This window comes from Cupriavidus phytohabitans, assembly GCF_017815025.1.
Classification (GTDB): domain Bacteria; phylum Pseudomonadota; class Gammaproteobacteria; order Burkholderiales; family Burkholderiaceae; genus Cupriavidus.
In genome coordinates, this window is sequence record NZ_JAGIQB010000032.1 from 64,149 (window position 1) to 88,617 (window position 24,469).

24 protein-coding genes are annotated in these 24,469 nt (G+C 69.3%); 21 read left to right on the plus strand and 3 right to left on the minus strand.

What is annotated here, in order from left to right:
- Positions 1-10: 10 nt before the first annotated feature.
- The 7 genes from J8I34_RS21505 to J8I34_RS21535 are packed head-to-tail and all read left to right on the plus strand — an operon-like array spanning position 11 to position 7,959.
- Complete coding sequence (locus J8I34_RS21505; protein WP_209806943.1) at positions 11-1,765, plus strand: FAD-dependent oxidoreductase; 1,755 nt, start codon at positions 11-13, stop codon at positions 1,763-1,765.
- Positions 1,762-2,286 carry a flavin reductase family protein gene (locus J8I34_RS21510; protein ID WP_209775376.1) on the plus strand — a complete coding sequence of 175 codons (525 nt, stop codon included), beginning with the start codon at positions 1,762-1,764 and terminating at the stop codon, positions 2,284-2,286. Before J8I34_RS21505 ends, J8I34_RS21510 begins: the two co-directional genes overlap by 4 nt.
- A 17-nt stretch (positions 2,287-2,303) precedes the next feature.
- Complete coding sequence (locus J8I34_RS21515; protein ID WP_209806944.1) at positions 2,304-4,016, plus strand: FAD-binding protein; 1,713 nt, start codon at positions 2,304-2,306, stop codon at positions 4,014-4,016.
- Complete coding sequence (locus J8I34_RS21520; protein WP_209806945.1) at positions 4,000-4,764, plus strand: SDR family oxidoreductase; 765 nt, start codon at positions 4,000-4,002, stop codon at positions 4,762-4,764. The genes J8I34_RS21515 and J8I34_RS21520 overlap by 17 nt, the downstream gene beginning before the upstream one ends.
- A gap of 27 nt (positions 4,765-4,791) precedes the next feature.
- Positions 4,792-5,844: a ferredoxin--NADP reductase gene (locus J8I34_RS21525; protein ID WP_209806946.1), complete on the plus strand. Its 1,053-nt coding sequence runs from the start codon at positions 4,792-4,794 to the stop codon at positions 5,842-5,844.
- A gap of 1 nt (position 5,845) precedes the next feature.
- Positions 5,846-7,495, plus strand: coding sequence for a FadD3 family acyl-CoA ligase (locus tag J8I34_RS21530; protein WP_209806947.1), 1,650 nt, complete (start codon positions 5,846-5,848; stop codon positions 7,493-7,495).
- A 17-nt stretch (positions 7,496-7,512) separates the two neighbouring features.
- The gene (locus J8I34_RS21535; protein ID WP_209775371.1) at positions 7,513-7,959 is read left to right on the plus strand and encodes a nuclear transport factor 2 family protein; all 447 of its coding nucleotides are present in this window, start codon (positions 7,513-7,515) and stop codon (positions 7,957-7,959) included.
- A 178-nt stretch (positions 7,960-8,137) separates the two neighbouring features.
- Here J8I34_RS21535 and J8I34_RS21540 read toward each other — a convergent pair whose 3' ends face one another.
- On the minus strand, positions 8,138-9,004 hold the full coding sequence (locus tag J8I34_RS21540) for an SDR family NAD(P)-dependent oxidoreductase (protein ID WP_209806948.1): 867 nt from the start codon (positions 9,002-9,004) through the stop codon (positions 8,138-8,140).
- Between the two features lie 237 nt (positions 9,005-9,241).
- On the opposite strand from J8I34_RS21540, the gene J8I34_RS21545 reads away from it, so the two are divergent.
- Genes J8I34_RS21545 through J8I34_RS21555 form a run of 3 tightly spaced genes read left to right on the plus strand, consistent with a single transcriptional unit; the run spans position 9,242 to position 11,299 of the window.
- Complete coding sequence (locus J8I34_RS21545) at positions 9,242-9,661, plus strand: nuclear transport factor 2 family protein (protein ID WP_209775369.1); 420 nt, start codon at positions 9,242-9,244, stop codon at positions 9,659-9,661.
- Positions 9,658-10,515, plus strand: a complete 858-nt coding sequence (locus J8I34_RS21550) for an SDR family NAD(P)-dependent oxidoreductase (protein WP_209775368.1) — start codon at positions 9,658-9,660, stop codon at positions 10,513-10,515. Before J8I34_RS21545 ends, J8I34_RS21550 begins: the two co-directional genes overlap by 4 nt.
- 25 nt (positions 10,516-10,540) lie before the next feature.
- Complete coding sequence (locus tag J8I34_RS21555) at positions 10,541-11,299, plus strand: SDR family oxidoreductase (protein ID WP_209806949.1); 759 nt, start codon at positions 10,541-10,543, stop codon at positions 11,297-11,299.
- A 53-nt stretch (positions 11,300-11,352) separates the two neighbouring features.
- Here the strand turns inward: J8I34_RS21555 and J8I34_RS21560 are convergent, their stop codons facing one another.
- Positions 11,353-12,252: an NAD-dependent epimerase/dehydratase family protein gene (locus J8I34_RS21560; protein ID WP_209806950.1), complete on the minus strand. Its 900-nt coding sequence runs from the start codon at positions 12,250-12,252 to the stop codon at positions 11,353-11,355.
- A gap of 43 nt (positions 12,253-12,295) precedes the next feature.
- On the minus strand, positions 12,296-13,126 hold the full coding sequence (locus tag J8I34_RS21565) for an SDR family NAD(P)-dependent oxidoreductase (RefSeq protein ID WP_209806951.1): 831 nt from the start codon (positions 13,124-13,126) through the stop codon (positions 12,296-12,298).
- Positions 13,127-13,337: 211 nt separating this feature from the next.
- Between J8I34_RS21565 and J8I34_RS21570 the strand changes: the two genes are divergently transcribed.
- The 11 genes from J8I34_RS21570 (at position 13,338) to J8I34_RS21620 (ending at position 24,383) form a co-directional block, all read left to right on the plus strand.
- On the plus strand, positions 13,338-14,525 hold the full coding sequence (locus J8I34_RS21570; protein ID WP_209806952.1) for a helix-turn-helix transcriptional regulator: 1,188 nt from the start codon (positions 13,338-13,340) through the stop codon (positions 14,523-14,525).
- A 173-nt stretch (positions 14,526-14,698) separates the two neighbouring features.
- Entirely contained in the window at positions 14,699-15,415 is a 717-nt protein-coding gene (locus tag J8I34_RS21575; RefSeq protein WP_209806953.1) for an EthD domain-containing protein, read from the plus strand.
- 105 nt (positions 15,416-15,520) lie between these two features.
- Positions 15,521-16,417 (plus strand): VOC family protein, encoded by an 897-nt coding sequence (locus J8I34_RS21580; protein ID WP_209806954.1) that lies wholly within the window; start codon positions 15,521-15,523, stop codon positions 16,415-16,417.
- A 5-nt stretch (positions 16,418-16,422) separates the two neighbouring features.
- Positions 16,423-17,313 carry a CoA transferase subunit A gene (locus J8I34_RS21585; RefSeq protein WP_209806955.1) on the plus strand — a complete coding sequence of 297 codons (891 nt, stop codon included), beginning with the start codon at positions 16,423-16,425 and terminating at the stop codon, positions 17,311-17,313.
- A 23-nt stretch (positions 17,314-17,336) separates the two neighbouring features.
- Positions 17,337-18,137 (plus strand): CoA-transferase subunit beta, encoded by an 801-nt coding sequence (locus J8I34_RS21590; RefSeq protein ID WP_209806956.1) that lies wholly within the window; start codon positions 17,337-17,339, stop codon positions 18,135-18,137.
- A gap of 7 nt (positions 18,138-18,144) precedes the next feature.
- Complete coding sequence (locus J8I34_RS21595; protein WP_209806957.1) at positions 18,145-19,035, plus strand: enoyl-CoA hydratase; 891 nt, start codon at positions 18,145-18,147, stop codon at positions 19,033-19,035.
- Positions 19,032-20,114 (plus strand): nitronate monooxygenase, encoded by a 1,083-nt coding sequence (locus J8I34_RS21600; protein ID WP_209806958.1) that lies wholly within the window; start codon positions 19,032-19,034, stop codon positions 20,112-20,114. Before J8I34_RS21595 ends, J8I34_RS21600 begins: the two co-directional genes overlap by 4 nt.
- Positions 20,115-20,133: 19 nt before the next feature.
- Positions 20,134-20,943 carry an enoyl-CoA hydratase family protein gene (locus J8I34_RS21605; protein ID WP_209806959.1) on the plus strand — a complete coding sequence of 270 codons (810 nt, stop codon included), beginning with the start codon at positions 20,134-20,136 and terminating at the stop codon, positions 20,941-20,943.
- Complete coding sequence (locus J8I34_RS21610; protein ID WP_209806960.1) at positions 20,933-22,099, plus strand: acyl-CoA dehydrogenase family protein; 1,167 nt, start codon at positions 20,933-20,935, stop codon at positions 22,097-22,099. Before J8I34_RS21605 ends, J8I34_RS21610 begins: the two co-directional genes overlap by 11 nt.
- Before the next feature lie 20 nt (positions 22,100-22,119).
- Entirely contained in the window at positions 22,120-23,187 is a 1,068-nt protein-coding gene (locus tag J8I34_RS21615) for an acyl-CoA dehydrogenase family protein (protein WP_209806961.1), read from the plus strand.
- Between the two features lie 29 nt (positions 23,188-23,216).
- Positions 23,217-24,383, plus strand: coding sequence for an acetyl-CoA C-acetyltransferase (locus tag J8I34_RS21620; RefSeq protein WP_209806962.1), 1,167 nt, complete (start codon positions 23,217-23,219; stop codon positions 24,381-24,383).
- Positions 24,384-24,469 lie beyond the last annotated feature (86 nt).

Genomic DNA, 24,469 nt, shown 5'->3' on the forward strand with positions numbered 1-24,469 from the left:
GGAACCCATCATGACCCAGAGCACAGCGCGCATGCAGGCCAGGGAATTCGAGGTGGTGGTGGTCGGCTCGGGCGCCGGCGGCATGCTGGCCGCCTGCCGCGCCGCCGACCGGGGGCTGTCGGTGGTGGTGCTGGAGAAGAGCAGCCAGTACGGCGGCACCTCGGCGGTGTCCGGCGGCGGCATCTGGATCCCGCTCAACCACCATATCGCACCGGCAGGCGGGCAGGACGACTACGCAAAGGCGCTCGAGTATGTACTCGCCTGCACCAGTGAAGACGGCGACCCGCGGCGGATCCGCGCCTATCTCGAGCAGGCGCCGCGCATGCTGCAATACCTGGAGCAGCAGGCCGGCGTGCATTACTACACGCTGCCGCGCTACGCCGACTACTTCCAGAAGCTGCCCGGCGCGATGCCCGGCTACCGTGCGCTCGACCCGATGCCGTTCGACGGCGCGCGCCTCCGGGAGGAGTTCGACCGGCTGCGTCCGCCGTCGCCCGGCACGCTGGTGGGCGGCCGCGTGGCCGTGACCTCCGGCGAGGCTCACGCGCTGCTGTGCCGCTCGCCCGGCTGGTTCGGGCTGGCGGTGCGCCAGTTCGCCCGCTACTGGCTCGACTTCGGCTGGCGCCGCAAGACCCGGCGCGACCGCCGGCTTACGCTTGGCAACAGCCTGGCCGGTGGCCTGCGGCGGGCGATGATGGACCGCGCGATCCCCCTGTGGCTCGACACCGCGCTGCAGGACCTCGTCATCGAAGACGGGGCGGTCCGCGGTGTGCGCGCCGTGCAGGATGGGCAGGTGGTGGAGATCCGCGCGCGGCATGGCGTGATCCTGGCCGCCGGCGGCTTCGAGCGCAGCCAGGCCATGCGCGAGCAATACCTGCCGCAGCCGACGCAGGCCGGCTGGAGCGCGACGCCGCCCAACAACACCGGCGACGCGATCCGCGCCGGGCAGGCCGCCGGCGCCGGCGTCGCCCTGATGTCGCATGTATGGGGCGCGCCCACCGTGCAGGTGCAGGGCGAGGAAAAGCAGCGCGCGCTGTTCATCGAGCGCGCCATGCCGGGCTGCCTGGTGGTGAACGGGCAGGGCCGGCGCTTCGTCAACGAGGCCGCGCCGTATTCCGAGTTTGTGCCGGCGATGTACCGCGACCACGACAAGACCGGCTGCAGCGTGCCGGCGTGGATGGTGTTCGACGCCACCTTCCGCCACAAGTACCCGTGCGGGCCGATCCTGCCTGGCTCGGTGATGCCGGACCGCAGCATTCCGGCCGGCCTGTCCGGCATCCTGGTGCGCGCCGACACGCTGGCGCAGCTGGCGCAGCGGATCGGCGTGGACGCCGACGGGCTCGCCGACAGTGTCGCCCGCATGAACCGCTACGCCGCCACCGGCGTGGACGAGGAATTCGGCAAGGGCGACAACCTGTTCGATACCTACTACAGCGACCCGGCGGTGCGCCCCAACCCGTGCCTGGCGCCAATCGGCAAGGCGCCGTTCTACGCCGTGCGGCTCGATGCCGGCGATATCGGCACCAAGGGCGGGCTGGTAACCGATGCCAGCGCGCGCGTGCTGCGCGAGGACGGCAGCGCCATCGCCGGGCTGTTCGCCATCGGCAACACCAGTGCCTCGATGATGGGCACCAGCTACCCCGGCGCGGGCTCGACGCTCGGGCCCGCGATGACCTTCGGCTATATCGCTGCGGACGTGATCGCGCAGCAAGCGCGGCAGCCTGCCGCAGCGCCCCACGCTCAAACCGTACAGGAGGCCTTATGAGCGCCAATCCCGAAACCAGCACTGCGCTGCGCGACGACATGCTGAAGGCGATGCGCCGCATGGCGCGCTCGGTGGCGGTCATCAGCTGCCGCGATGGCGAGCGCCGCTATTCGATGTCGGTGACGGCGGTCGATTCGCTGTCGGCGGATCCGCCGTCGCTGCTGATCTGCATCAACCGCAACTCGTCGATCTACCCGCCGCTCGATGCCGGCACCGATTTCTGCATCAACCTGCTGGCCGCCGACCATCGCGACATTGCTGTCGACTGCAGCGGCCGCCTCAAGGGAGAGGAACGCTTCACCAGCGGCGAGTGGGAGGACGACCTGCTCGGCGTGCCGTGCCTGCGCAACGCCCAGGCCAACCTGGTCTGCCGGCAGGACGGCCGCTTTGATTACGGGACCCACACTGTCTTCATCGGCCGGCTGCGCGAGGTGCGGCTGGCGGGCGAGGTGTCGCCGCTGGTCTATGTCGACGGCGCCTATACGACTTCCGCGCCGCTACGCGCGCTGTGTTCCGCCTGAACCAAGGAGGCGCCAGCATGCATCCCGATTCCGCCACCCCGATCTACACACCGCTGCGGCTCGATGACCCCGACGCGCATCCGTGGCAGGCCGCCTGCGATGCCGTGGTGGTGGGCTTCGGCGCCGCGGGTGCCTGCGCGGCGCTGGAAGCGGCGCAAGGCGGCGCGCGCGTGATCGTCGCCGAGCGTTTCGAAGGCGGCGGCGCCAGCGCCAAGAGCGGCGGGGTGGTGTATGCCGGTGGCGGCACGTCCTACCAGGCCGCCGCGGGCTATGCCGATACGCCGCAGGCGATGGCGGATTACCTGCGAAAGGAGACAGGCGGCGTCGTCAGCGAGGCCACGCTGCAGTCCTTCTGCGAGCGCAGCCGCGACATGCTGGCCTGGCTGGAAGGCGTGGGCGTGCGCTTTGCCGCCACCGTGCCGCCGCGCAAGACATCGTACCCGGCGCAGCCGTATTACCTCTACTACTCCGGCAACGAAGCCGTGCCCGCTTACGCGCAGCACGCCGCGCCAGCGCCGCGCGGGCATCGCGTGAAAGGTCCCGGCATGTCCGGCCGCACGCTGTACGGCGTGCTGCGCGGCGCCGTGGAAGCCCGGGCGGAAATCACGGTCATGCGCCAGACCGCGGCGCGCCGGCTGATCGTCGACAAGGATGGCGCAGTCATCGGCATCGAGCTGTGGCAGGTGCCGCCGGGACGCCACCGGACGCGCCATGCGCGCCTGGCGCGGCTGGCCGAGCGCCTGCACAACGTCATGCCGGGCGTCGCCGACCTGCTGCGCCAGCGGCTGCTGCAGCTCGAGCTGCGCCATGCGCAACCCGTGGCAGTGCGCACCCGCGCCGTCGTGCTGGCCACCGGCGGCTTTATCTTCAACCGCGCCATGGTGGCGCGCCACGCCGGCAAATACCTGCAGAACTGGCGCCTCGGCGCGACCGGCTGCGATGGCAGCGGCATCCGGCTCGGGGAGTCGGCGGGCGGGGCCGCGCGGCACCTGGAGCGCGTGTCGGCCTGGCGTTTTATCAATCCGCCGTTCGACTGGGGGCGCGGCTGCGTGGTTGACGGACAGGGCGCGCGCATCGGCAACGAGGAAACCTATGGCGCCACGCTGGGCCACGCCATCTGCGAACGGCATGGCGGGCGCGCCTGGCTGATCCTGAACCGCGCGCTGGCGCGCGCCGCACTGCGTGAATGCCTGGGCGGCCGCCTGTGGGCTTTCCAGGCCTTGCCCGCGGCAATGCTGTTGCTCGCCGGCGCCACGCGCGCGTCCAGCATCGAGGCCCTGGCCGGCAAGCTTGGCATGCCGCGCGCCGAACTGCGCGCCACCATCGACGCCTACAGCGCCGCTGCCCGCGGAGAGATCCCCGACCCGGCCGGCAAGTCCGCGCCGATGTGCGCCTCGCTGGAGACCGGGCCATGGCTCGCGCTCGACATCTCGGCGAACTCCCGCGTCTTTCCCTGTCCGGCGATCACGCTCGGTGGGCTGTCGGTGGAAGAGTCCAGCGGCCGGGTGCTGGCTGCCGCCGATGGTGCGCCCGAAGGTGCCCCCATCCCGGGCCTCTACGCCGTGGGCCGGACCGCGGTGGGCATCGCCTCCAACCATTACGTAAGCGGCCTGTCGCTTGCCGACTGCATCTGGTCGGGGCGCAATGCGGGCCGCCACCTGACACAACAGCCTGCCGGCGATCGGCAGGCACACACCAACGAGGAGATTTCCCATGAGCCGACGTACTGAAGGCAAGATCGCGATCGTCACCGGGGCCGCCAGCGGCGTCGGCAAGGAAGACGCCCTGCTGCTGGCCCGCGAAGGCGCGCGCGTGGTGCTGACCGACCTCAACGAGGAAGCGGGCCACGCGCTGGCGCGAGAGATCGGCGAGACCGCGCTGTTCGTGCCGCACGACATTGCCAGCGAAGCCGGCTGGCAGCAGGTGATGGCGCGCACCGAACAGCGCTTCGGCGCGCCCAACGTGCTGGTCAACAACGCCGCCATCCTGATGCTGGGATCGGTCGAGGATGCCACGCTGGAGCAATGGCAGCGCGTGATGCGCATCAACGCCGACGGCTACTTCCTCGGCTGCAAGTACGGCGTGGCGGCGATGAAGGCGGGCGGCGGCAGCATCGTCAACATGTCTTCGGTCGCGGCACTGGGCGGCATGGGCGCGTTCTGCGCCTACAGCGCCAGCAAGGGCGCGGTGGCGGCGCTGACCCGCGCTGTCGCGGGCCATTGCAAGCAGAGCGGCTACCGCATCCGCTGCAACTCGATCCATCCCGACGGCATCCTCACGCCGATGACCGCGGCTTTCCTGCCGGGCGGCGCAGCGGCCCTGCCGGAGGAGGCAGGCGGTGCCGAGCCGATGCAGCGCATGTGCCATCCGCGCGACGTGGCCAACCTGGTGCTGTTCCTGGCATCGGACGAATCACGCTTCATCAACGGCACGGAACTGCGCATCGATAACGCGCAGACCATCATGGGCGTGGCCTGACGCCGGTCCAGGCGAGAGAAGGAAATCATGGCGCCAGTGCAATTCCATCGGCTGCAGATCGCCGAAGTCATCACGGAAACGGAGCAGGCGCATTCGCTGGTCTTGGCGCTGCCTGACGGCTTGCGCGATGCCTTTGCCTACCGTCCCGGCCAGTTCCTGACGCTGCGCGTGCCCGTCGACGGCGTGCCGCTGCAGCGCTGCTATTCGCTGTCGAGCACGCCCGAGGTCGACAACGTCTTGCGCGTGACGATCAAGCGGGTGCAAAGCGGGCGCGTCTCCAACTGGATCTGCGACCACCTTGGCGCGGGCGATACGGTCGAGGTGATGCCGCCGGCCGGCGTGTTTACCCCGCCCACGCTGCACGGCGATTTCCTGCTGCTGGCCGGCGGCAGCGGCATCACCCCGGTGCTGTCGATCGCCAAGGCGGCGCTGCGCCACGGGCGCGGCGCGGTGACGCTGGTCTATGCCAACCGCGACGAGCGCTCCGTCATCTTCCGCGAGGCGCTCGGCGAACTGGCGAACAGGCACCCGGGCCGGCTGCGCTTGATCCATTGGCTGGACAGCGTGCAGGGGCCGCCGGCGCAGCGCCAGATCGAGGAACTGGTGCGGCCGTGGAGCCTGGCCGAGTGCTTTGTCTGCGGCCCGGGCCCGTTCATGGACGCCGCGCAGGCGGCGCTGCAGCAGCTGGGTGTGCCGCGCGGCAAGCTGCATGTGGAGCGCTTCGTGTCGCTGCCGGATGTACCGGCGGCCCAGCCACCTGCAGCGCCTGCAGCACCCGTCCCGGTCGAACCCGCAGCCATGCGCGGCGCGGCGCTGACCGTACAGCTTGACGGCGCAACCCACCAGCTCAACGTCGCGCCCGACGAGACGGTGCTGGATGCACTGCAGCGCGCCGGCGTGGCCGCCCCCAGTTCCTGCCGTGCGGGCCTGTGCGGCGCCTGCATGTGCCAGGTGACACAGGGCGACGTGACGCTCGGCGAAAACCATGTGCTCGACCGCGCCGACCTGGATGCGGGTTGGACGCTGGCCTGCCAGGCGCGCCCCGCGAGCGACGAACTCCACCTGAAGTTCCCGGATTGACATGACTCCATCTGACACCATCGACGACATTGCGGTGCTGGCCGGCCAGGATGCCCAGGACGCCCAGGAGACCGCCAACCAAGAGGATATCGCCGCGACCATTCCCGAGCTGGTGCGGGGCGCGGCGCTACGCCACGGCGAGCGCATCGCCATCCAGGAGGACGGGCTGCGCCTGAGCTACGCCGCGCTGGATGCCTGCCGGGTCCAGGCGGGCCGCGCGCTGATGGCGCTCGGCGTGCAGCCGGGCGACCGCGTTGCGGTATGGGCGCCGAACTTCTCCGAATGGATCATCGCGGCGCTGGCCACGCACAGCGTGGGCGCCGCGCTGGTGCCGCTCAATACGCGCATGAAGGGCGCCGAAGCCGGCGCCGTGCTGGCCGACAGCGGCGCGCGGCTGCTGTTCTGCGTCGACGACTTCCTCGGCGAGAGCTATCCGCAGATGCTGGCGCCGCATCGACCCGCCACGCTGGAGCGGCTGGTGATCCTGCGGCCGGGGCAGGGCAAGGCGCTGGCCGACGGCGAGCTGGCGTGGGATGGCTTCCTTGAACTGGCGCAGCAGGCGGACATGGCGGCGTTCGGGCAGCGCGAGGCCGAGGTGCGCGGCGACACGCCGATGGACATCATGTTCACCTCGGGCACCACGGGGCGCCCCAAGGGCGTGATGACCGCGCACGCGCAGAACCTGCGTGCCATCGACGGCTGGGCCGCAATCACAGGTGTGCGCGCCGGGGACCGCTACCTGATCGTCAACCCCTTCTTCCATACCTTCGGCTACAAGGCGGGATGGCTTGCCGCGCTGTCGCGCGGGGCCACGGTGCTGCCGCACCTGGTGTTCGACGCCGACGCCGTGATGACGCGCGTGGAGAACGAACGCATCACGGTGCTGCCGGGGCCGCCGACGCTCTACCAGACGCTGCTGAACGCGCCACGGCTGCGCGAGTTCGACCTGTCATCGCTGCGGGTTGCGGTGACCGGCGCCTCGGCCATCGCGCCAGCGCTGATCGAACGCATGCGCGATGAGCTGGGTTTCGACGCCGTGATCACCGGCTATGGCCTGACCGAGTCGTGCGGCTTTGCCACGCTGACCCACGCCGGGGACGATGCCGATACGGTGGCGGGCACCTCCGGCCGCGCCATGCCGGGGGTCGAGCTGCGCTGCGTCGATGCGCAGGGGCAGCCGGTCGCGACCGGCGAGCCGGGCGAGGTGCTGGTGCGCGGCTACAACGTGATGCAAGGCTACTTTGGGTTGCCGGAGGCGACGGCGGAAGCCATCGACGCCGACGGCTGGCTGCATACCGGCGATGTCGGCACGCTCGATGCGCGCGGCTACCTGCGCATTACGGACCGCATCAAGGACATGTTTATCGTCGGCGGATTCAACTGCTACCCGGCGGAGGTCGAGAAGCTGCTGACCGCCCACCCCGCGGTGGCCCAGGTAGCGGTGGTGGGCATGCCACACGAGCGGCTGGGCGAGGTCGGCCGCGCCTACGTGGTGCTGCGCCATGGCGCGCGGCTGGATGCGGAAACCCTGATCGCCTGGGCGCGCCGGCAGATGGCCAACTACAAGGTGCCGCGCGACGTGCAGTTCGTGGCGTCGCTGCCGGTGAGCGCGGCGGGCAAGGTGCTGAAGTACCAGCTGCGTGAAGCCTGACCAACGAGGGATCGAACATGACCGACATTGCCGACATTGCTGACCGCCTTGCGCGCCTGGAAGCCGCGGATGCGATCCGTGCGCTCAAGCTGCGCTACCTGCGGGCGTGCGATGACAAGGATCCCGAAGCCATGCGGGCCTGCTTCGTGCCGGACAACGCGCATATCCACTATGACCGCATCGGCAGCTTTCCTGGTCGTGATGCACTGGTTCAGTGCTTTGCGGAGCTGGCGTGCCGGCCTACGCTGCGCGAGATGCATTTTGCGGGCCAGGCGGACATCCAGGTGCTGGACGGGGAGTCGGCGCAGGGCAGCTGGGATCTGGCGTACCTGGCGCTGGATGATGCCAATGGCTCGCGGACGTTCCTGACCGGACGCTATGCGGATGAGTATGTGCGGGTCGATGGGGCGTGGTTGATCCGGTCGACGGTGTTTACGACGGGGTTGCTGTCGCAGGGCAGCTAAAGCCGTGCTTGTCTGCTCCCCTCTCCCGCCTGCGGGAGAGGGGCCGGGGGGAGAGGGCAGACGCATGGCAAGCACGACGCGATGTCACTTCGTGGACACTCCGGCCCTCACCCCACCCCTCTCCCACTGCGCGGGAGAGGGGAGCGTATGCGTGAGGCGGTGGCTAGCCCGATTGCCTTTACTCCACGATCGCAGGATGCACCAGCGGCGGGCCACCAAGCACCTCCCGATACGAAGGCGGCTGCACTCCCTCCGCATCGACAATCCCATACCCCAGCGCTGCCTCCGCCGCGATCAGCACCTGGCCAGACTTCTCCATCAGCCCCGGATCGCGATACAGCGCCTCAATGACTTTCCCCGTAAATTCCGGGGTCTCCGCCACGGGCGCGAACGACGCGTACTTGTCGGGATGCTGCTCCCACACGCGTTGCGTGCGCGCGGTGCGCAACGGCCCCATCCACACCGAGACCGCCGCCACGCCATGCGGTCGCAGGTCCACCGCCATGTCATGCGCGAACTTGTCGATGCCGGCCTTCTGCGCGCCGTAAGCCGGCCCGTGCATATAGCAGTTGGCGCCGAATGACGACGTAAACACGATCATCCCGCGCCCGCGCGCCGCCATCATCGGCGCCGCATGCCAGCTGGCGACGTAGCCGGAGCGCAGGCCGACGTCCAGGATCCCGGTCATCTCCAGCGGCTTCTGCCAGAAGGGCCCGGGCATGATGAGCGCATCGTGCAGGAAGGTGGCGTTGTTGACCAGGATATCGATCCGCCCCGACTCCTCGCGCACCTGCGCGAACAGCCGCGCTACCTGCGCATTGTCGCGATGGTCGCACGCGACCGCGATGCCGCGCCCGCCCAGCGCATCGATCTCGCGCGCCGTGGCGTGGATGGTGCCGGGCAGCGGGGCGCTGCCTTCCTGCTCGGTGCGTCCGGTCACGTACACCGTCGCGCCAGCCGCGCCGAGCGCCAGCGCGATGCCCTTGCCGGCGCCGCGGGAGCCGCCCGTAACGACCGCGACGATGGCCTGTTCCGACTGCTTCATGTCTGTCTCCTGTATCAGTGAAATGCGGGCGCCGTCGGGGCCGCCCGCGCTCGTCGAAGCTTGGGGCGGGCGTCGCCCCGGTACATCCTTCGTTCGGACTAAACGGCACCACGGGCGGCTACTCCAGGCGGACGATGGCCCCCGTCGAGGCAGGGCTGACGATGTCTGCCATCCCAACGACCGGCCCGGCGCCGCATTGGCGTTGCCACCGGTCCCAACCAAGGAGTGAGCCTGGCCATGACCGAACTGGAGCCCAAGCAAGCCATCTACGCGCTGACCTGCCGCTATGCGCAGGCGGTGGACCGGCGCGATTTTTCAACCCTCGCGGCGATGTTTACGCCGGATGCGCGGCTGACCGGGCCGGGCTTCCACATGGACGGCCCGCAAGCCATTGCCAAGGGCATGGCGGCGCTCGGCCAGTACCGCGCCACGCAGCACCATGTGCACCAGCAGCTGGTGGAAATCCACGGCGATTCCGCGACCGGCGAAACCTATTGCATGGCCAACCACCTGTACGAGCAGGACGGCGTGCAGCGCAAGCTGGACTGGGGCATCCGCTATCAGGACCGCTTCGAGCGATTGCAGGGCCAGTGGCGCATCGCAGTGCGCGAGCTGGTGGTGGACTGGACGCAGGACCTGCCGCTGCGGGAGGCATGATGACGACCAATCGTGGACTGGAAGGCAGGACCGCACTCGTCACCGGCGGCGCCGGTGGCATCGGCGCGGCCAGCGCGCTGGCGCTGCTGCGTGACGGTGCGGCGGTAGTGCTGATGGGCCGGCGCCGCGAAGCGCTGGAAACGGCACGGCGCGAACTGCTTGCGCAAGTGCCCGGTGGCACGGTTGCCATCAACGTCGGCGACGCTTGCCGCGAGGCTGATGTGCAGGCCGCGCTGCGGCAGGCCTGGGATCTGGAGCGCCGCCTCGATATCGTGGTGGCGACCGTCGGCGGCGGTGGCTTCCGTCCCATGCTGATGCATGACACGGCGTCTCTGATGGCGGAGCTGGAGCTGAATATCGCCAGCGCCTTCCTGGCGATCCGTCACGCCTCGCCGCTGATGGCGCCGCAAGGCGGCGCCATTGTCTGCATTTCTTCGAACGCGGCACGCATGACCTGCCGCTGGCTGTCGGCGTACTGCGCCGCCAAGGCGGGCCTGGAAGCATTCGTGCGCGCGGCCGCCGAGGAACTGGCCGGATGCGGCATCCGCGTCAATGCGGTGCGGCCCGGCCTGACCCGTTCCGGCGCGACCGGGCCGATGTTCGACAACCCGGCCATGCTCGACAAGTTCGTTGCGCAGATGCCGCTGGGCCGCGCCGGCGAGCCGGACGACATTGCCAGCGCGGTGCGCTACCTGGCCGGGCCGGAATCGGGCTGGGTCACCGGGCAGAGCATCGCCGTCGATGGCGGCAGCGAGCTGCGCGGCAATCCCATTCTCGACGAAACCGTGGCGGCGGTGTATGGCGAAGCCGCGCTGCACGCGGTGCTGGCCGGCCGGATTCCCGACGCCGCCTGAAACGGACCATCCAAGGAGAGCAACGATGAATCAGGTCAAGGGCAAGGTGGCGCTGGTTACCGGCGCGGCCAGCGGGGTAGGGCGTGCCGACGCGCTGCTGCTGGCGGCGCAAGGCGCGCGCGTGGTGCTTGGCGACGTCAACGAGGAGGCCGGGCAGGCGCTCGCGCGCGAGATCGGCGATGCGGCATTGTTTGTACGCCACGACATCGCCAGTGAAGAAGACTGGCGCAAGGCCATGGCCGCCACGCAGGACCGCTTCGGGCGGCTCGACGTGCTGGTCAACAACGCGGCCATCTGCCCGGCGGGATCGATCGAGGACACCTCGCTCGACACCTGGCGGCGGGTCATGCGCGTCAATGCGGACGGTTACTTTCTCGGCTGCAAGTTCGGCGTGCAGGCGATGAAGGGCAATCCGGCCGGCGGCTCGATCGTGGTGATGTCGTCGGTGGCGGCGCTGGGCGGACTGCCGATGATGTGCGCGTACAGCGGCGCGAAAGGTGCCGTGACCGCGCTCGCGCGCAGCGTGGCCGTGCACTGCAAGCGCAACGGCTACCGCATCCGCTGCAATTCGATCCATCCCGACGGCATCTGGACGCCGATGACGCAGGCGCTGTTGCCCAACCTTGACCCGGTGGCGCTGGGCATCGGCACGGACCCGATGGCACGCATGTGCCAGCCGGAGGACGTGGCCAACCTGGTACTGTTCCTGGCGTCTGACGCGTCGCGCTTCATCAATGGCGCGGAACTGCGCATCGATAACGCGCAACTGATCTCCGGACTGTAAGACCGGGCGCGGCGGCCTGCTTGCGCGGGCCGCCGCGGGTCCGCCTTGGCGCCTTAGCTGTACTGCGCCACGATCTCGCTCACCGTGCGCAGGATGTCGCGGCGGCGATAGCCGAGCAGGGCGGTCTCGGCCGCGTCCGGCTCGTAGTAGAGCGTGTTGCCCCGGCCGAAGCAGATCGCCGAGTCAGGCAGCAACGGATGCTCCTGGTCGATGACCGGCGGTACCGGGCGGCCGGCATCGCGGAAGAACGCGCCGAAATAGTCCTGGAAGGTCAGGTTCTCGTCGCCCACGAGGTAGGCCTTGCCGTTCTCGCCGCGCAGCAAGGCACCTTCGATCGCTTCCGACAGCGACATGGCCGAGATGAAATTGACGCCGCCCGGCGGCGCGAAGTCCGGCATCGGCGCAAAGCCGCCCCTGGCGTAGTCGGTATAGGCCTTGAACATCGGCACAATCAGGCCCGGCACCGTTCCCACGACAAAGGGGGCGTTGACGCTGCTGACGCGGAAGGCGTCCGTGGCCAGTGCCCGCACACCTTCGTCGGCCAGCTTGCGCGAGCGGATATAGGCGTTGTCCTCGGCCAGCCGTGGTGCCGCCTGCGGATAGAAGCTGCCGACATGCACGGCAACCCGGATGCCGGCATCGCGCGCGGCGCGGAAGAAGCGCGGCACGCCTTCGACGTTGGCGCGCTCCCAGTGCGCCGCTTCGTCGCCGCCAGGCGGGACGTGCCGCACATCGTTGCCGGCGGCGAATACCAGCGCATCGAAGGCGCCCAGCTGTGCCGCGTGCAGGTCGTTGGCGATGTAGTCGCAGCGCAGGAAGTCCAGCCCGCCCAGCGGCGTGCCGGAGGCGGGGCGGTTGCGGCCCGCAATGGTGACCTCGTGTCCGCGGCTGCGCAGGTGCAGGGCCGCGTGGCCGCCGATCATGCCGTTGCCGCCGACGATCAGTATCTTCATGCTTGTCTCCTTGGTTGGGTGGTGTGGCCGCGTGGCGCGTCCATCAGAGGTTCATGCCGTTGCCGACGATGACCGGCATGTTGGTCCACGCGCCCCTGGGGTCGCGGTACCAGCCGGCGGCGGCCAGGGCGCCGCCATTGACATGCAGGGCCGTGCCGGTGATCCAGGCAGCGCGCGGGCTGGCCAGGAACAGGATGCCGTCGGCGATGTCCCGTGGCGTGCCAAAGCGGCCCAGCGGGATCCAGCTCGGGATATGGTGCTGGTGCTCCGCGGCAATCATCTGCGACACGGGGACTTGCGGGGTTTCGGTGGTTTCGGGAGCGATCAGGTTGACGCGGATGCGCGCCGGTGCCAGCTCCAGCGCCAGGCTCTGGGTGAAGCCGGTGATGGCGGCCTTGAAGGCGCCGTAAACGCTGCAGTACGGCATGCCGCGGAAGGCCTCGATCGACGACACGCTGACGATGCTGCCGACCTCGCTGCGCCCTAGCAGTGGCAGCATGGCGCGCGTCACGGTGAAGACGTGGCCGAGGTTGGCGGCGTAGAGGCTGGCGATCTCGTCGTCGGTATAGTGCTCGAACGGCTTGGCGATGCGCAGGAAGTCGCCGACGTTGTTGACCAGCACGTCGAGCCGCCCGAACCGCTGTTCGATCCGCGCGGCCAGTTCGCGTACGGTGCCGGCGTCGGCGGCGTCTCCCTGTACCACCAGCACGTCCGCGCCGGCACTGCCCAGCAGATTGCGGGCATGGTCGGCGCGCTGCGCGTCGATCTCGATGATCGCCACGCGCGCGCCCTGGTCCAGAAAGGCCTGCGCGGTGGCGAGCCCGATGCCGGCGCCGCCGCCGGTGACCAGCACGCTCTTGTCGGTGAAATCCATCTCGGTTGCTCTCCTTCGGTTGCACTGCGGGGATGCGCGCATTGGATCCGCGGCGGGCGGGGCGAACATCGTCCGATTGCAGGTCAGGGAAAACACCGAGGGCCGCGCATTCGCGGGCAACGGGCGGGCAGCGTCCCTATAATCTGCGCTGCCCCCAGGTGCCGCAGAGCGCCGGCAGGCACACACGTGGTGTGGAATCAGGAGACAAAGTATGTTGATGGCGACCGTTGAGGCGCAGGAAATGGCGTCGCCTTTGCTTGCGCAGTCTGGCTTGAGCGTCACGCAATTCAGCGCGCTGCTGGCCGCGGTCTATGAAGGGCCGATGGAGCCCGTGCCCTGGGGCCATGCGCTCGAAATGCTGCGCAAGCAACTCGATGCCAGCTATGTGAGCTTTATCCTGCGCTCGCCCGCCAGCGACCGCAGCGGCCTGGCGGTGCATGCTTCGGCGCACGGCACCTCGCTGGAAGCCGAGGCTTCCTACAACAGCTACTACTACGCGATCGATCCCTTCATCAACCTGCCCACCGACCGGGCGGTCACGGTGGACGAAGCGCTCGGTGCCGGCAACTGGTGCCGCAGCGAGATCTACCGCCAGTTCCTGCAGCCGCTCGGCATTCGCTACCTGTTGGGCGCGGACATCCGTACCGAGGATGGTGTCGAGTGCCGCCTGCGCATCTGCCGCCAGGACGACGCGCAGGATTTCTCCGCCGTGGACAAGGCGACCTGCGGCGCCGTCCTGCCGCACCTGAAGCGCGCGATCCGGCTGCATTCGCGGCTGGATGTGGTCGAATCCGAGCGCTCGCTCTATGCGGGTGCGATCGACCGCATGCTGGTGGGCATGGTGATCCTCGACGCCGCCGGCACGATCCTCAAGAAGAATCCGGAGGCCGACGAGATCCTGGCGGAGAACGATGGCATCCGCCTCAACGGGAACAACTTCGAGATCGCCTACGCCCAGGAAAGCCGCAAGTTCCAGTACCTGCTGCGCCGCGCGCAGCTGGGACACCACGGCAGCGAACCGCCGCTGGCGGAAGCCATGTCGATCACCCGCCCGTCGGGGCGCGGCAAGCTAGGCGTGCTGATCCGCACCATTCCGCTCAGCGAATGGTCGGAAGAGAACCGGCACCGTCCCGCTTGCGCGGTCTTTATCCGCGACCCCGAGCGCAAGTCGCGCGCCTCGCACGAGGTGGTGCGCAAGCTGTTCGACCTCACCCCCGCCGAAACCGCGCTGGCACTGGTGCTTGCCGACGGCATGACGCTCGATGAAGCCGCCGAGGCCCTGGGTACCAGCAAGAACACGGCACGCGCGCACCTGCGCTCGATCTTTTCCAAGACCGGGGTCACGCGGCAGGCCACGCTGGTGCGCATGCTGCTGAGCAGTGTCGTGACGCTCGGCTGAGCGCCATCGCGCAGTCGCTCACCGTTCACGCTCCTAGTCCGCCTGGGGGATGAGCGTTCCCATCCACGCGCCTAGCATGCACAGGACCAGCGGGCGCGGCAGCCGGATGGCGGATCCGCGCACGCATCAACCTGTCCGGCTACGGCCGGCACCTGTACCAGGGAGCGTGGAGCATGGAGAAAGTCATCTATATCGTCTGGCGCGATTCGCGTACCGAGCCGGCAGAGTTCGCGCGCCGGTTGCGCACGACGCTTGCGGACAAGCTGCTGGCGCTGGGCGCGCGCGGATTGCAGGTCAACGTGGCGGACGACGCCGTACTGCCTGCCGCGGGCCTGAGCCAGGTGAACACGCGGCCGCAAATGGAAGGGCTGGTGTCGGTCTGGATGGACAGCGCCGTCGACCGCCTGCGCCAGCCTTTCGACCAGGCGGTCGAGGCAGCGGTCGGCCGCATGGCCGGCTACCTCGTCACGGAGTCCCAGCCGATCCGCAATACGCGTTTTCCGGCCGCGCCGGGCGAGCGCACCCCCGGCTTCGCGCAACTGGCCTTCCTGACGCGGCCGCCCCGGCTTACGCCGCAGACGTGGCTGGACACCTGGCACAACCACCACACGCAGGTGGCGGTCGAGACCCAGGACAACTTCCTCTACGTGCAGAACGTGGTGGTGCGGCCGCTCACCTACGCCGCGCCACCTTATGACGCCATCGTCGAGGAATGCTTCCCCGACGCCGCAATGACCGACCCGCAGGCGTTCTTCGACGCCGTCGGCGATGAAGAGAAGTTCCAGCGCAACCTGCAGGCCATGATGGCAAGCTGCCAGCGCTTCATCGACTTCGACAGGATCGACGTGGTGCCCACCAGCCAGTACATCGTCAGTCCCGCCACCGCCTGAAACCGGCCCCGGATCGGCTAGTCCCACTGGACGATGTGCCGGGTGGCAGCGCACGGAAGAATAGGTCTCATCAGCCAGCAGTGGCAACGAACAGAGGAGACCGGCATGTTGGATATCCGTGCGCTTGGCTACATCGTGGTCGAGTCCACCGACCTGGAGCAATGGCGGCACTATGCCGGGCAGGTGCTGGGCATGGCCTGTTCCGGTGCCCCGGGCGGCGCGCTCTACGTGAAGATGGACGAGCGCGACTACCGCTACCTGGTGGTGCCGGGCGCGCGCGACCGCTACCTCGCATCGGGATGGGAACTGGCCGACGAGCTGGCCTATCGTCACGCGCTCGACACGCTGCGGCAGGCCAATGTCGAAGTCGCGCACGCCAGCGCCGCGGAGCTGGCGCAACGCCGCGTGCAGGCCATGGCGTGGTTCACCGATCCGTCGGGCAACCGCCACGAGATTTCATGGGGCATGCGCTCGGACTTCCTGCGCTTTGTCTCGCCGGTCGGCGTGCCGCGCTTCATCACCGACCCGATGGGCGCCGGCCATACCGTGCTGCCCGCACCGGCCTTCGACCAGACCTACGCCTTCCTTCGCGACGTGATGGGCTTCGGCCTGTCCGACATCTTCCGCGTGCGCTTCACCAGCGATCCCGCCGAGCCGGAGAAGCGCATCCACTTCTTGCACTGCGCCAACGGTCGCCACCACAGCCTGGCGATCTTCGAGATGCCGTCCGAAGCCGGCTGCATCCACGTGATGGCCGAAGTGCCAGACATGGCCGAGGTGGGGCGCGCGCTCGACCGCGTGCAGCAGCACGGCGTGAAGCTGTCGGCCACGCTGGGCCAGCACTGCAACGACCGCATGACTTCCTTCTACATGAAGACTCCCGGCGGCTTCGACCTTGAGTACGGACACGGCGGCCTGGTGGTGGACTGGGGCCACCACGCCGCTTACGAAGCCACGCGCGTCAGCCTGTGGGGACACGACTTCAGCATCGGATACCGCTAAACACCATGACCAAGACAATCGACAAGACCATGAGCGCGGCCGACGTGGTCGGCCGGCTCGCCGATGGCATGACCATCGGCATCGGCGGCTGGGGCCCGCGCCGCAAACCGATGGCGCTGGTGCGCGAGATCCTGCGCTCGCCGCTGAAGGACCTGACCGTGGTCGCCTATGGCGGCCCCGAGGTCGGCATGCTGTGCGCGGCCGGCAAGGTGCGCCGGCTGGTGTTTGGTTTCGTCTCGCTCGACGTGATCCCGCTCGAGCCCTATTTCCGCCAGGCGCGCGAGCGTGGCGCGCTGGAAGTGACCGAACTCGACGAAGGCATGCTGCAGCTCGGCCTGCGCGCGGCGGCGGCGCGGCTGCCGTTCCTGCCGACGCGCGCAGCGCTGGGCACCGACGTCCTGGCGAAGAACCCGCAGCTGAAGACCGTGCGCTCGCCCTATGCGGATGGCGAAGTGCTGGTGGCGATGCCGGCGATCGAGCTCGACGCGGCGCTGCTGCATGTGAACGAGAGCGATGTGCTCGGCAACACCCGCATCGACGGCCCCGATCCGTTCTTCGATGAATGGTTCGCCCGCGCCGCGCGGCACTGCTACGTGAGTTGCGAAACGCTGCACCCCCGCATCGAGGATGAAGACCTGGCGCGCGCGCGCAACAACGCCTTCGAGCGTTCGCTGGTGACGGGCGTGGTGCACGCGCCCGCCGGTGCCCATCCCACTTCCTGCGCCCCCGCGTATGGTTGGGACCTGCCCGCGCTGAAGGCGTACTGCGCCAGCGCCGACGCGGATGACGGCTTCCGCGCGTATCGCGATGAGGTGGTCGGCGCCAGCGAGGCGGCTTATCTCGAGCGCATCGGCGGCCTCGGCCACGTGCATGACCTGCCGCTGCCGGTACTTTGAATCCGCCAACCCAAGGAGCGACCGTGAGCGCCACTTATGAATTCACCCGCGCCGAGCTGATGATCGCCGCCGCCGCCCGCGCCTGGCGCGACGACGGCGAAGTGCTGGCAACCGGCATCGGCACCGGACCGCGCATCGCCGCCGGCCTGGCGCGGCTTGCGCACAACCCCGGGCTGCTGATGACCGACGGCGAGGCCTACCTGGTGGAAACGCCGGTGCCGCTGGGTCCGCGCGAGGCCGGCTACAAGGTTCGCGCCAGCGGCTGGATGGGTTATTCGCGCGTGTTCGACTGCCTGTGGGGCGGGCGCCGCCACGCACTGGTGATGCCGACCCAGATCGACCGCTTCGGCCAGGCCAATATCTCCTGCCTGGGCGGCACGCATGCGCAGCCCAGGACGCAGCTGCTCGGCGCGCGCGGTTTCCCGGGAAACAGCATCCACCATGCCAATTCCTTCTTCGTGCCGGGGCACAGCACGCGCGCGTTTGTCGGCGGCGAAGTCGACATGGTCTGCAGCGCCGGCTACAACCCGGCGCGCCAGATCGAAGGCATGCGCAGTTTCGTCGACCTGCGCGTGATCGTCACGGACCTGTGCGTGATGGATTTCGGCGGACCCGACCACGCCATCCGCGTGCGCTCGCTGCACCCGGGGGTGAGCTTCAGGCAAGTGCAGGCGGCGACCGGCTTTGCGCTCGCGAACGCCGCGGGCGAAGCCTTGCCGGAAACGGCGGCACCCACGCCGGAAGAGCTGCGGCTGATTGCCCGGCTCGATCCGCACAACCTGCGCGCCACGATTGTGCGCGGCAACCCTTCCGGACGCGCGTGAGACTGACATGACATCGCCTGCCATCGAACCCATCAGCCTGGGCCCGAACGCCGAAGTGCTATACCAGGTCACGGACGGCGTCGCCACCGTGACCATGAACCGGCCGCAGTTCCACAACGCGCAGAACTCCAAGATGACGTATGCGCTGGACGAAGCTTACCGGCGCGCCGCCGCCGACGACGCGGTCAAGGTCATCGTGCTGCGCGGCGCCGGCAAGCATTTCTCCGCCGGGCACGACATCGGCACGCCGGGCCGCGATATCAACGAGTCGTTCGAACGCGCCTCGCTCTGGTACGACCACGTCAACAAGCCCGGCGGCGAGTTCCTTTATGCGCGCGAGCAGGAGGTCTACCTGGGCATGTGCCGGCGCTGGCGCGAGCTGCCCAAGCCGACCATCGCCATGGTGCATGGCGCCTGCATTGCCGGCGGGCTGATGCTGGCCTGGGTGTGCGACCTGATCGTGGCGTCGGACGATGCCTTCTTTGCCGATCCGGTGGTGCGCATGGGCATCCCGGGGGTGGAGTACTTCGCGCATGCCTACGAGCTGCACCCGCGCATCGCCAAGGAATTCCTGTTCCTGGGCGAGCGCATGGGCGCCGAGCGTGCCGAGCGCATGGGCATGGTCAACCGCGTGGTGCCGCGCGATGCGCTGGAGGACACCGTCTACGGCATGGCCGCCAGGGTTGCGCAGATGCCGCGGCTGGGCCTGACGCTGACCAAGCAGGCGGTCAACCATGTGGAGGACCTGCAGGGCAAGCGCACGGCGATGGATGCGGTCTTTGCCTGGCACCACTTCGCGCATGCGCACAACGAACTGGTCAGCGGCGACAAGCTCGGCGGCTATGACGCCCGCGCGATGGCGGCGTCGCAACGCACCGGAAGCGAGGACAAGGCATGAGCAACGCGAGCCTGCACACCGTGTTGTGCGACCTGCTGGGCTGCCGCTACCCGATCGTCCAGACGGCGATGGGCTGGGTCGCTGACGCGAAGCTGGTCGCGGCCAGCGGCAATGCCGGGGCGTTCGGCTTCCTGGCCGGTGCAACGATCCCGCCCGGCGAGGTCGAGCAGGAGATCCTGCGCGTCAAGGCGCTCAGCGACCGGCCCTTCGGCATCAACTTCCACATGTTCCAGCCCAACGCGGACGAAGTGATCGAGATGGCGATCCGCCATCGCCTGCGCGCCGTCAGCTACGGGCGCGGCCCGGACGCCAGGATGGTTAGCCGGCTCAAGGCGGCTGGCATCGTCTGCATGCCGACGGTGGGCGCCGCCAAGCACGCGGCCAAGGCCGTGGAGATGGGTGCGGACCTAGTCACCGTGCAGGGCGGCGAGGGCGGCGGCCATACCGGCGGCACGCCGACGACGCTGCTGCTGCCGCAGGTGCTGGACAGCGTCAGCGTGCCGGTGGTGGCCGCGGGCGGCTTCTTCGACGGCCGCGGGCTGGCCGCGGCCCTGGCCTACGGCGCGGCCGGCATAGCGATGGGCACGCGCTTCCTGATGTCGGCCGAATCGCCGGTGCCGCCGCCGACGCTGGAGCGCTACGTCAAGGTACGCGACCCGGCCCACATCCGGGTGTCGCTGGCGATCGACGGGCTGCCGCAGCGGATGATCGACAACACGCTGCTGCTGGAACTGGAGAAGGCCGGCCCGTGGCGGCGCACCTGGCTGGCGCTGTCGGCCGCGCGCAAATGGCAGGCACGTACCGGCATGCGCGGCACGCAGATGCTGGCGGCCGCCTGGCGCGCGATGCGCGAGCAGGACTACAGCGCCGCGCAGACGCTGATGGCCGCCAACGCGCCGGTGCTGATCCAGCGCGCCATGGTGGAGGGGTGTCCCGATGAAGGCGTGCTGCCCAGCGGGCAGGCTGCCGCGGCGATCGGGGCCATTGAATCCTGCGAGCAGATCGTGGCCAGCATTGCGGCGCAGGCGCAGGCACGGTTTGCGGCGCTGGCGGGCACCGGACTGGCTGCAGTGGCCTGACCCACAGACAGAGGAATCCATGCAAACGAATGACAAGACCGGGTCGTTCCGCATCGACACCGCCGACGGCATTGCCGAGCTGGTGATCGACCATCCGCCCGTCAACGCGCTCGACAACGCCGGCTGGCAGGCGCTGGCCGCCGCCATCGACCGCCTCGGCACCGATCCCGCCGTGCGCGTGATTGTGTTGCGCGGCGAAGGCCGCGGCTTCTGCGCGGGCGTCGATATCAAGGAGCTGTCCGCGCACCCGGAGCGCATCGTCGGCGTCAATGCCGGCAACTACGCCACCTTCCGCGCCGTGCACCGCAACCCCAGGCCGGTCATCGTGGCCGTGCACGGTTTCGTGCTGGGCGGTGGCATCGGCATCTGCGGCGCCGCCGACATCATCGTCGCCTCCGAGTGCGCGCGCTTTGGCGTGCCGGAGATCGATCGCGGCGCCATGGGCGGCGGTGCGCACCTGCAGCGCATGTTCGGCGTGCAGAAAGTCAGGGCGATGTACTTCACCGGCGACATGATCGATGCCGCCGAGGCGTACCGGCTCGGCGCGGTCGAGCGCGTGGTGCCGCACGCTGAACTGCGCCATGCCGCCATGACGCTGGCGCGCCAGATCGCCGCCAAGAGCCCGGCCATGCTGCAGCTCGCCAAGGAAGCGCTCAACGGCGTGGAAGACGGCAACCTGGAGGACAAGTACCGCTGGGAACAGGGCTTCACGCTGCAGGCCTATATGAGCGCCGATTCCGGCGAGGCGCGCGCGGCCTTTGTCGAAGGGCGCGAAGCCAGCTTCGCCGGTTCCGGCACAGGGAACGCGGGGGCGCGCGATGCAGCTTGAATACACCGACGCCCAGCGCGACTTCCGCGCCGAGGTGCGCGACTGGATGGCCGCGCACGTGCCGCGCACGCCGCTGGCGAGCTTCGACACCGAGGCAGGCTTCGCCCAGCACCGCGCCTGGGAAGCCACGCTCAACCAGGGCCGCTGGAGCATGGTCACGTGGCCGGCCGAACTGGGCGGGCGCGGCTGCGACCTGATCGAGTGGCTGATCTTCGAGGAAGAGTACTGGCGCGCCGGCGCGCCGATGCGCGTCAACCAGAACGGCATCTTCCTGCTCGGGCCTACCTTGATGGAGTTCGGCACCGCGGCGCAGAAGGCGCGCTTCCTGCCGCGCATGGCCTCGGGCGAGCATATCTGGGCGCAGGGCTGGTCCGAGCCGAACGCCGGCTCCGACATGGCCGCGATCCGCTGCAGCGCGATCCGCGACGGCGATGACTATGTGATCAACGGCCAGAAGATCTGGTCCACGCGCGCGGTATGGGCGGACTGGCTGTTCGGGCTGTTCCGCACCGACCCCGCCTCGACGCGCCACCACGGGCTGACTTTCGTGCTGGTGCCGCTCGATACGCCGGGCATCACCGTGCGCCCGATCCGGCAGCTCAACGGCCAGACCGGATTTGCCGAGATCTTCTTCGACGACGTGCGCGTGCCGGTGGAAAACCGCCTGGCCGCTGAAGGCGCCGGCTGGCAGGTGGCCATGGCCACCGCTGGCTTCGAGCGCGGCCTGATGCTGCGTTCGCCGGCCCGCTTCCAGGAAACCGCCCGCGCGCTGGTGAGGCTGTACCAGGCCAACCGCGAGGCGGCTGACCGTGATCCCTCGCTGCGCGATGCGGTGCTGCGCGCGTGGATGGACGCGGAGGCTTACACGCTGTCCACCTACGCCACCGCAAGCCGGCTGGTGCGGGGCGGGCATATCGGCGCGGAATCGAGCACGAACAAGGTGTTCTGGTCCGAGCTGGACATCCATATGCACGATACCGCGCTGGCCATCCTGGGGCAGGGCGCAGAAGTCGCGCCCGCGGGCCAGCCGCCGGGTTCGCTTGGCCACTGGCTGGATGGCTTCCTGTTCTCGCAGGCCGGGCCGATCTATGCCGGCACCAACGAGATCCAGCGCAACATCGTCGCCGAGCGCCTGCTCGGCATGCCGCGCGCATGACGGCACCCGGGGGAAACACGATGGATTTCGCATTGACCGAAGAGCAGGAACTATTTGCCGAGGCGATCCGGCGCTTCCTGATGACCGAGATGACGCCCGAGCTGACGCGCGAGCTGTGGAGCACCGAGACCGGCCGCTCCGACGCGCTGTGGCGCCAGCTTGCCGGCCAGGGGCTGACGGCACTGCTGGTGCCGCAGGAACAGGGCGGGCTGGGGCTGGGCGAGGTGGAATGGGCACCGCTGGCGCAGGCGTGCGGCTATTTCGCGCTGCCGGAGCCGCTGCTCGACACCGCGCTGGTGGCGGCCGGCCTGCTGCGCGATGCGCTTGCGGCGGCGCCGGATGCCGCGGCGCGCGAGCGCTGCGCCACGCTGCTGGAGCGCATCGCCGCCGGCGATGCCCGCGTGGCGGTGGCGCATCCGCAGGAGCGGCTGGTGGCCGACGCCCATGTCGCCGACGCCATCCTGTGCGCGCATGAAGGCGCAGTCCACCTGCTGTGCCGCGACCAGGCCGCGCTGACGGCGCGCACCGGCCTCGATCCTTCGCGCCGGCTGTTCGAGCTGGCGTGGGCGCCGCAAGCGGATAGCGAACTGATCCCCGCCGGCACTGGCCTGTGGGACATGGCGCTGAACCGCGGCGCGCTCGGCGTGGCCGCGCAGCAGCTGGGCCTGACGCAGCGCATGCTCGACCTGGCGATCGACTACAGCGCGCAGCGCAAGCAGTTCGGCAAGGCCATCGGCGCCTACCAGGCGGTCAAGCACCTGCTGGCCGACGTGGCAATCCAGCTTGAATTCGCCAAGCCGGTGCTGCTGCGCGCCGCCGCAGCGCTGGCTCATGGCCTGCCGCATGCAGGGCTGCACGTCTCGCACGCCCGCGTCGCGGCCGCGCGCTGCGCGTGGACCGCGGCGCGGCAGGCGATCCAGGTGCATGGCGCGATGGGCTACACCTGGGAGCTTGACCTGCAGATCTTTACCAAGCGGGCCTGGGCCCTGGCGGGAAGCTGGGGCGACCGGGCCTTCCACAAGGCGCGCCTGGGCGCGCACATCCTGGACGGCGAGCATGACCTCGGCGCTGGCGCCACCTTTGCCTGAATTGTCCGATCCCAAGGAGAACCAAGACCATGAAAGACGCCTATATCGTTGATGCCCTGCGCACGCCCACCGGGCGCCGCAAGGGCGGACTGTCGCACATGCACGGCGCCGACCTGGGCGGCTTCGTGCTGGCCGAGCTGGTGCGCCGCAACGGCATTCCCGCAGAAGACTATGACGACGTGGTGTTCGGCTGCGTCGACACCATCGGCCCGCTGGCCGGCAATATCGCGCGCAGCGCGTGGCTGGCCGCGGGCCTGTCGCTGACGGTGCCGGGCGTGACCGTGGACCGCCAGTGCGGCTCGTCGCAGCAGGCCGTGCATTTTGCCGCGCAGGCGGTGATGAGCGGCACGCAGGACGTGGTCATCGCCGGCGGCGTGCAGACCATGACGCAGATCCCGATCTCGTCGGCCATGCTCGCCGGGCAGGCGCTGGGCTTTGCCGATCCGTTCTCGGGCAGCAAGGGCTGGCAGGCGCGCTTCGGCGACGCGCCGGTGTCGCAGTTTGACGCGGCGCAGCGCATTGCCGGGCACTGGAAGCTGTCGCGTGAGGCCATGGAAGCTTATGCGCTGCAAAGCCACCAGCGCGCGGCGGCGGCGATCGAAGGTGGCCGCTTCGCCCGCGAGATCGTGCCGTGCGAAGGCGTGACGCAGGACGAAACGCCGCGCCCCGATACCACGCTGGCGAAAATGGCCGCGCTGGAACCGCTGATCCCGGGCAGCTCGCTGACCGCGGCGGTGTCCAGCCAGACCGCCGATGCCGCAGCCGCGCTGCTGATCGTTTCCGAAGAGGCGCTCAAGCGCTACCAGCTCAAGCCGCGCGCGCGCATCGCGCATATGAGCGTGCTGGGCGACGACCCGCTGTGGATGCTGACCGCGCCGATCCCGGCAACGAAGCGCGCGCTGGAACGCAGCGGCCTGCGCCTGGCCGATATCGACGTGGTCGAGATCAACGAGGCGTTCGCCTCGGTGGCAATGGCGTGGCTGGCCGAGACCGGCTACGCACCCGAGCGCACCAATCCCAACGGCGGCGCCATCGCACTGGGCCACCCGCTCGGGGCCACTGGCGCGCGCCTGATGACCACGCTGCTGCACGAACTCGAACGCACCGGCGGCCGCTATGGCCTGCAAACCATGTGCGAAGGCGGCGGGCTGGCCAACGTCACCATCATCGAACGGCTAGGGTCTATTCGCACGTGAAACGTACGCGCGCAAGGGGGAGTCGCGGCGCAGTGCTAGGCGCTGGCCGCGCCGCTTGGTGATTCCAAGCAAGCGGCCAGCGCCTA

What these genes read in the sequence shown, in the direction of transcription:
- J8I34_RS21505 (WP_209806943.1), top strand. Translation starts at nt 11, where the DNA reads ATGACCCAGAGCACAGCGCGCATGCAGGCCAGGGAATTCGAGGTGGTG.
- J8I34_RS21510 (WP_209775376.1), top strand. Translation starts at nt 1,762, where the DNA reads ATGAGCGCCAATCCCGAAACCAGCACTGCGCTGCGCGACGACATGCTG.
- J8I34_RS21515 (WP_209806944.1), top strand. Translation starts at nt 2,304, where the DNA reads ATGCATCCCGATTCCGCCACCCCGATCTACACACCGCTGCGGCTCGAT.
- J8I34_RS21520 (WP_209806945.1), top strand. Translation starts at nt 4,000, where the DNA reads ATGAGCCGACGTACTGAAGGCAAGATCGCGATCGTCACCGGGGCCGCC.
- J8I34_RS21525 (WP_209806946.1), top strand. Translation starts at nt 4,792, where the DNA reads ATGGCGCCAGTGCAATTCCATCGGCTGCAGATCGCCGAAGTCATCACG.
- J8I34_RS21530 (WP_209806947.1), top strand. Translation starts at nt 5,846, where the DNA reads ATGACTCCATCTGACACCATCGACGACATTGCGGTGCTGGCCGGCCAG.
- J8I34_RS21535 (WP_209775371.1), top strand. Translation starts at nt 7,513, where the DNA reads ATGACCGACATTGCCGACATTGCTGACCGCCTTGCGCGCCTGGAAGCC.
- J8I34_RS21540 (WP_209806948.1), bottom strand. Translation starts at nt 9,004, where the DNA reads ATGAAGCAGTCGGAACAGGCCATCGTCGCGGTCGTTACGGGCGGCTCC.
- J8I34_RS21545 (WP_209775369.1), top strand. Translation starts at nt 9,242, where the DNA reads ATGACCGAACTGGAGCCCAAGCAAGCCATCTACGCGCTGACCTGCCGC.
- J8I34_RS21550 (WP_209775368.1), top strand. Translation starts at nt 9,658, where the DNA reads ATGATGACGACCAATCGTGGACTGGAAGGCAGGACCGCACTCGTCACC.
- J8I34_RS21555 (WP_209806949.1), top strand. Translation starts at nt 10,541, where the DNA reads ATGAATCAGGTCAAGGGCAAGGTGGCGCTGGTTACCGGCGCGGCCAGC.
- J8I34_RS21560 (WP_209806950.1), bottom strand. Translation starts at nt 12,252, where the DNA reads ATGAAGATACTGATCGTCGGCGGCAACGGCATGATCGGCGGCCACGCG.
- J8I34_RS21565 (WP_209806951.1), bottom strand. Translation starts at nt 13,126, where the DNA reads ATGGATTTCACCGACAAGAGCGTGCTGGTCACCGGCGGCGGCGCCGGC.
- J8I34_RS21570 (WP_209806952.1), top strand. Translation starts at nt 13,338, where the DNA reads ATGTTGATGGCGACCGTTGAGGCGCAGGAAATGGCGTCGCCTTTGCTT.
- J8I34_RS21575 (WP_209806953.1), top strand. Translation starts at nt 14,699, where the DNA reads ATGGAGAAAGTCATCTATATCGTCTGGCGCGATTCGCGTACCGAGCCG.
- J8I34_RS21580 (WP_209806954.1), top strand. Translation starts at nt 15,521, where the DNA reads ATGTTGGATATCCGTGCGCTTGGCTACATCGTGGTCGAGTCCACCGAC.
- J8I34_RS21585 (WP_209806955.1), top strand. Translation starts at nt 16,423, where the DNA reads ATGACCAAGACAATCGACAAGACCATGAGCGCGGCCGACGTGGTCGGC.
- J8I34_RS21595 (WP_209806957.1), top strand. Translation starts at nt 18,145, where the DNA reads ATGACATCGCCTGCCATCGAACCCATCAGCCTGGGCCCGAACGCCGAA.
- J8I34_RS21600 (WP_209806958.1), top strand. Translation starts at nt 19,032, where the DNA reads ATGAGCAACGCGAGCCTGCACACCGTGTTGTGCGACCTGCTGGGCTGC.
- J8I34_RS21605 (WP_209806959.1), top strand. Translation starts at nt 20,134, where the DNA reads ATGCAAACGAATGACAAGACCGGGTCGTTCCGCATCGACACCGCCGAC.
- J8I34_RS21610 (WP_209806960.1), top strand. Translation starts at nt 20,933, where the DNA reads ATGCAGCTTGAATACACCGACGCCCAGCGCGACTTCCGCGCCGAGGTG.
- J8I34_RS21615 (WP_209806961.1), top strand. Translation starts at nt 22,120, where the DNA reads ATGGATTTCGCATTGACCGAAGAGCAGGAACTATTTGCCGAGGCGATC.
- J8I34_RS21620 (WP_209806962.1), top strand. Translation starts at nt 23,217, where the DNA reads ATGAAAGACGCCTATATCGTTGATGCCCTGCGCACGCCCACCGGGCGC.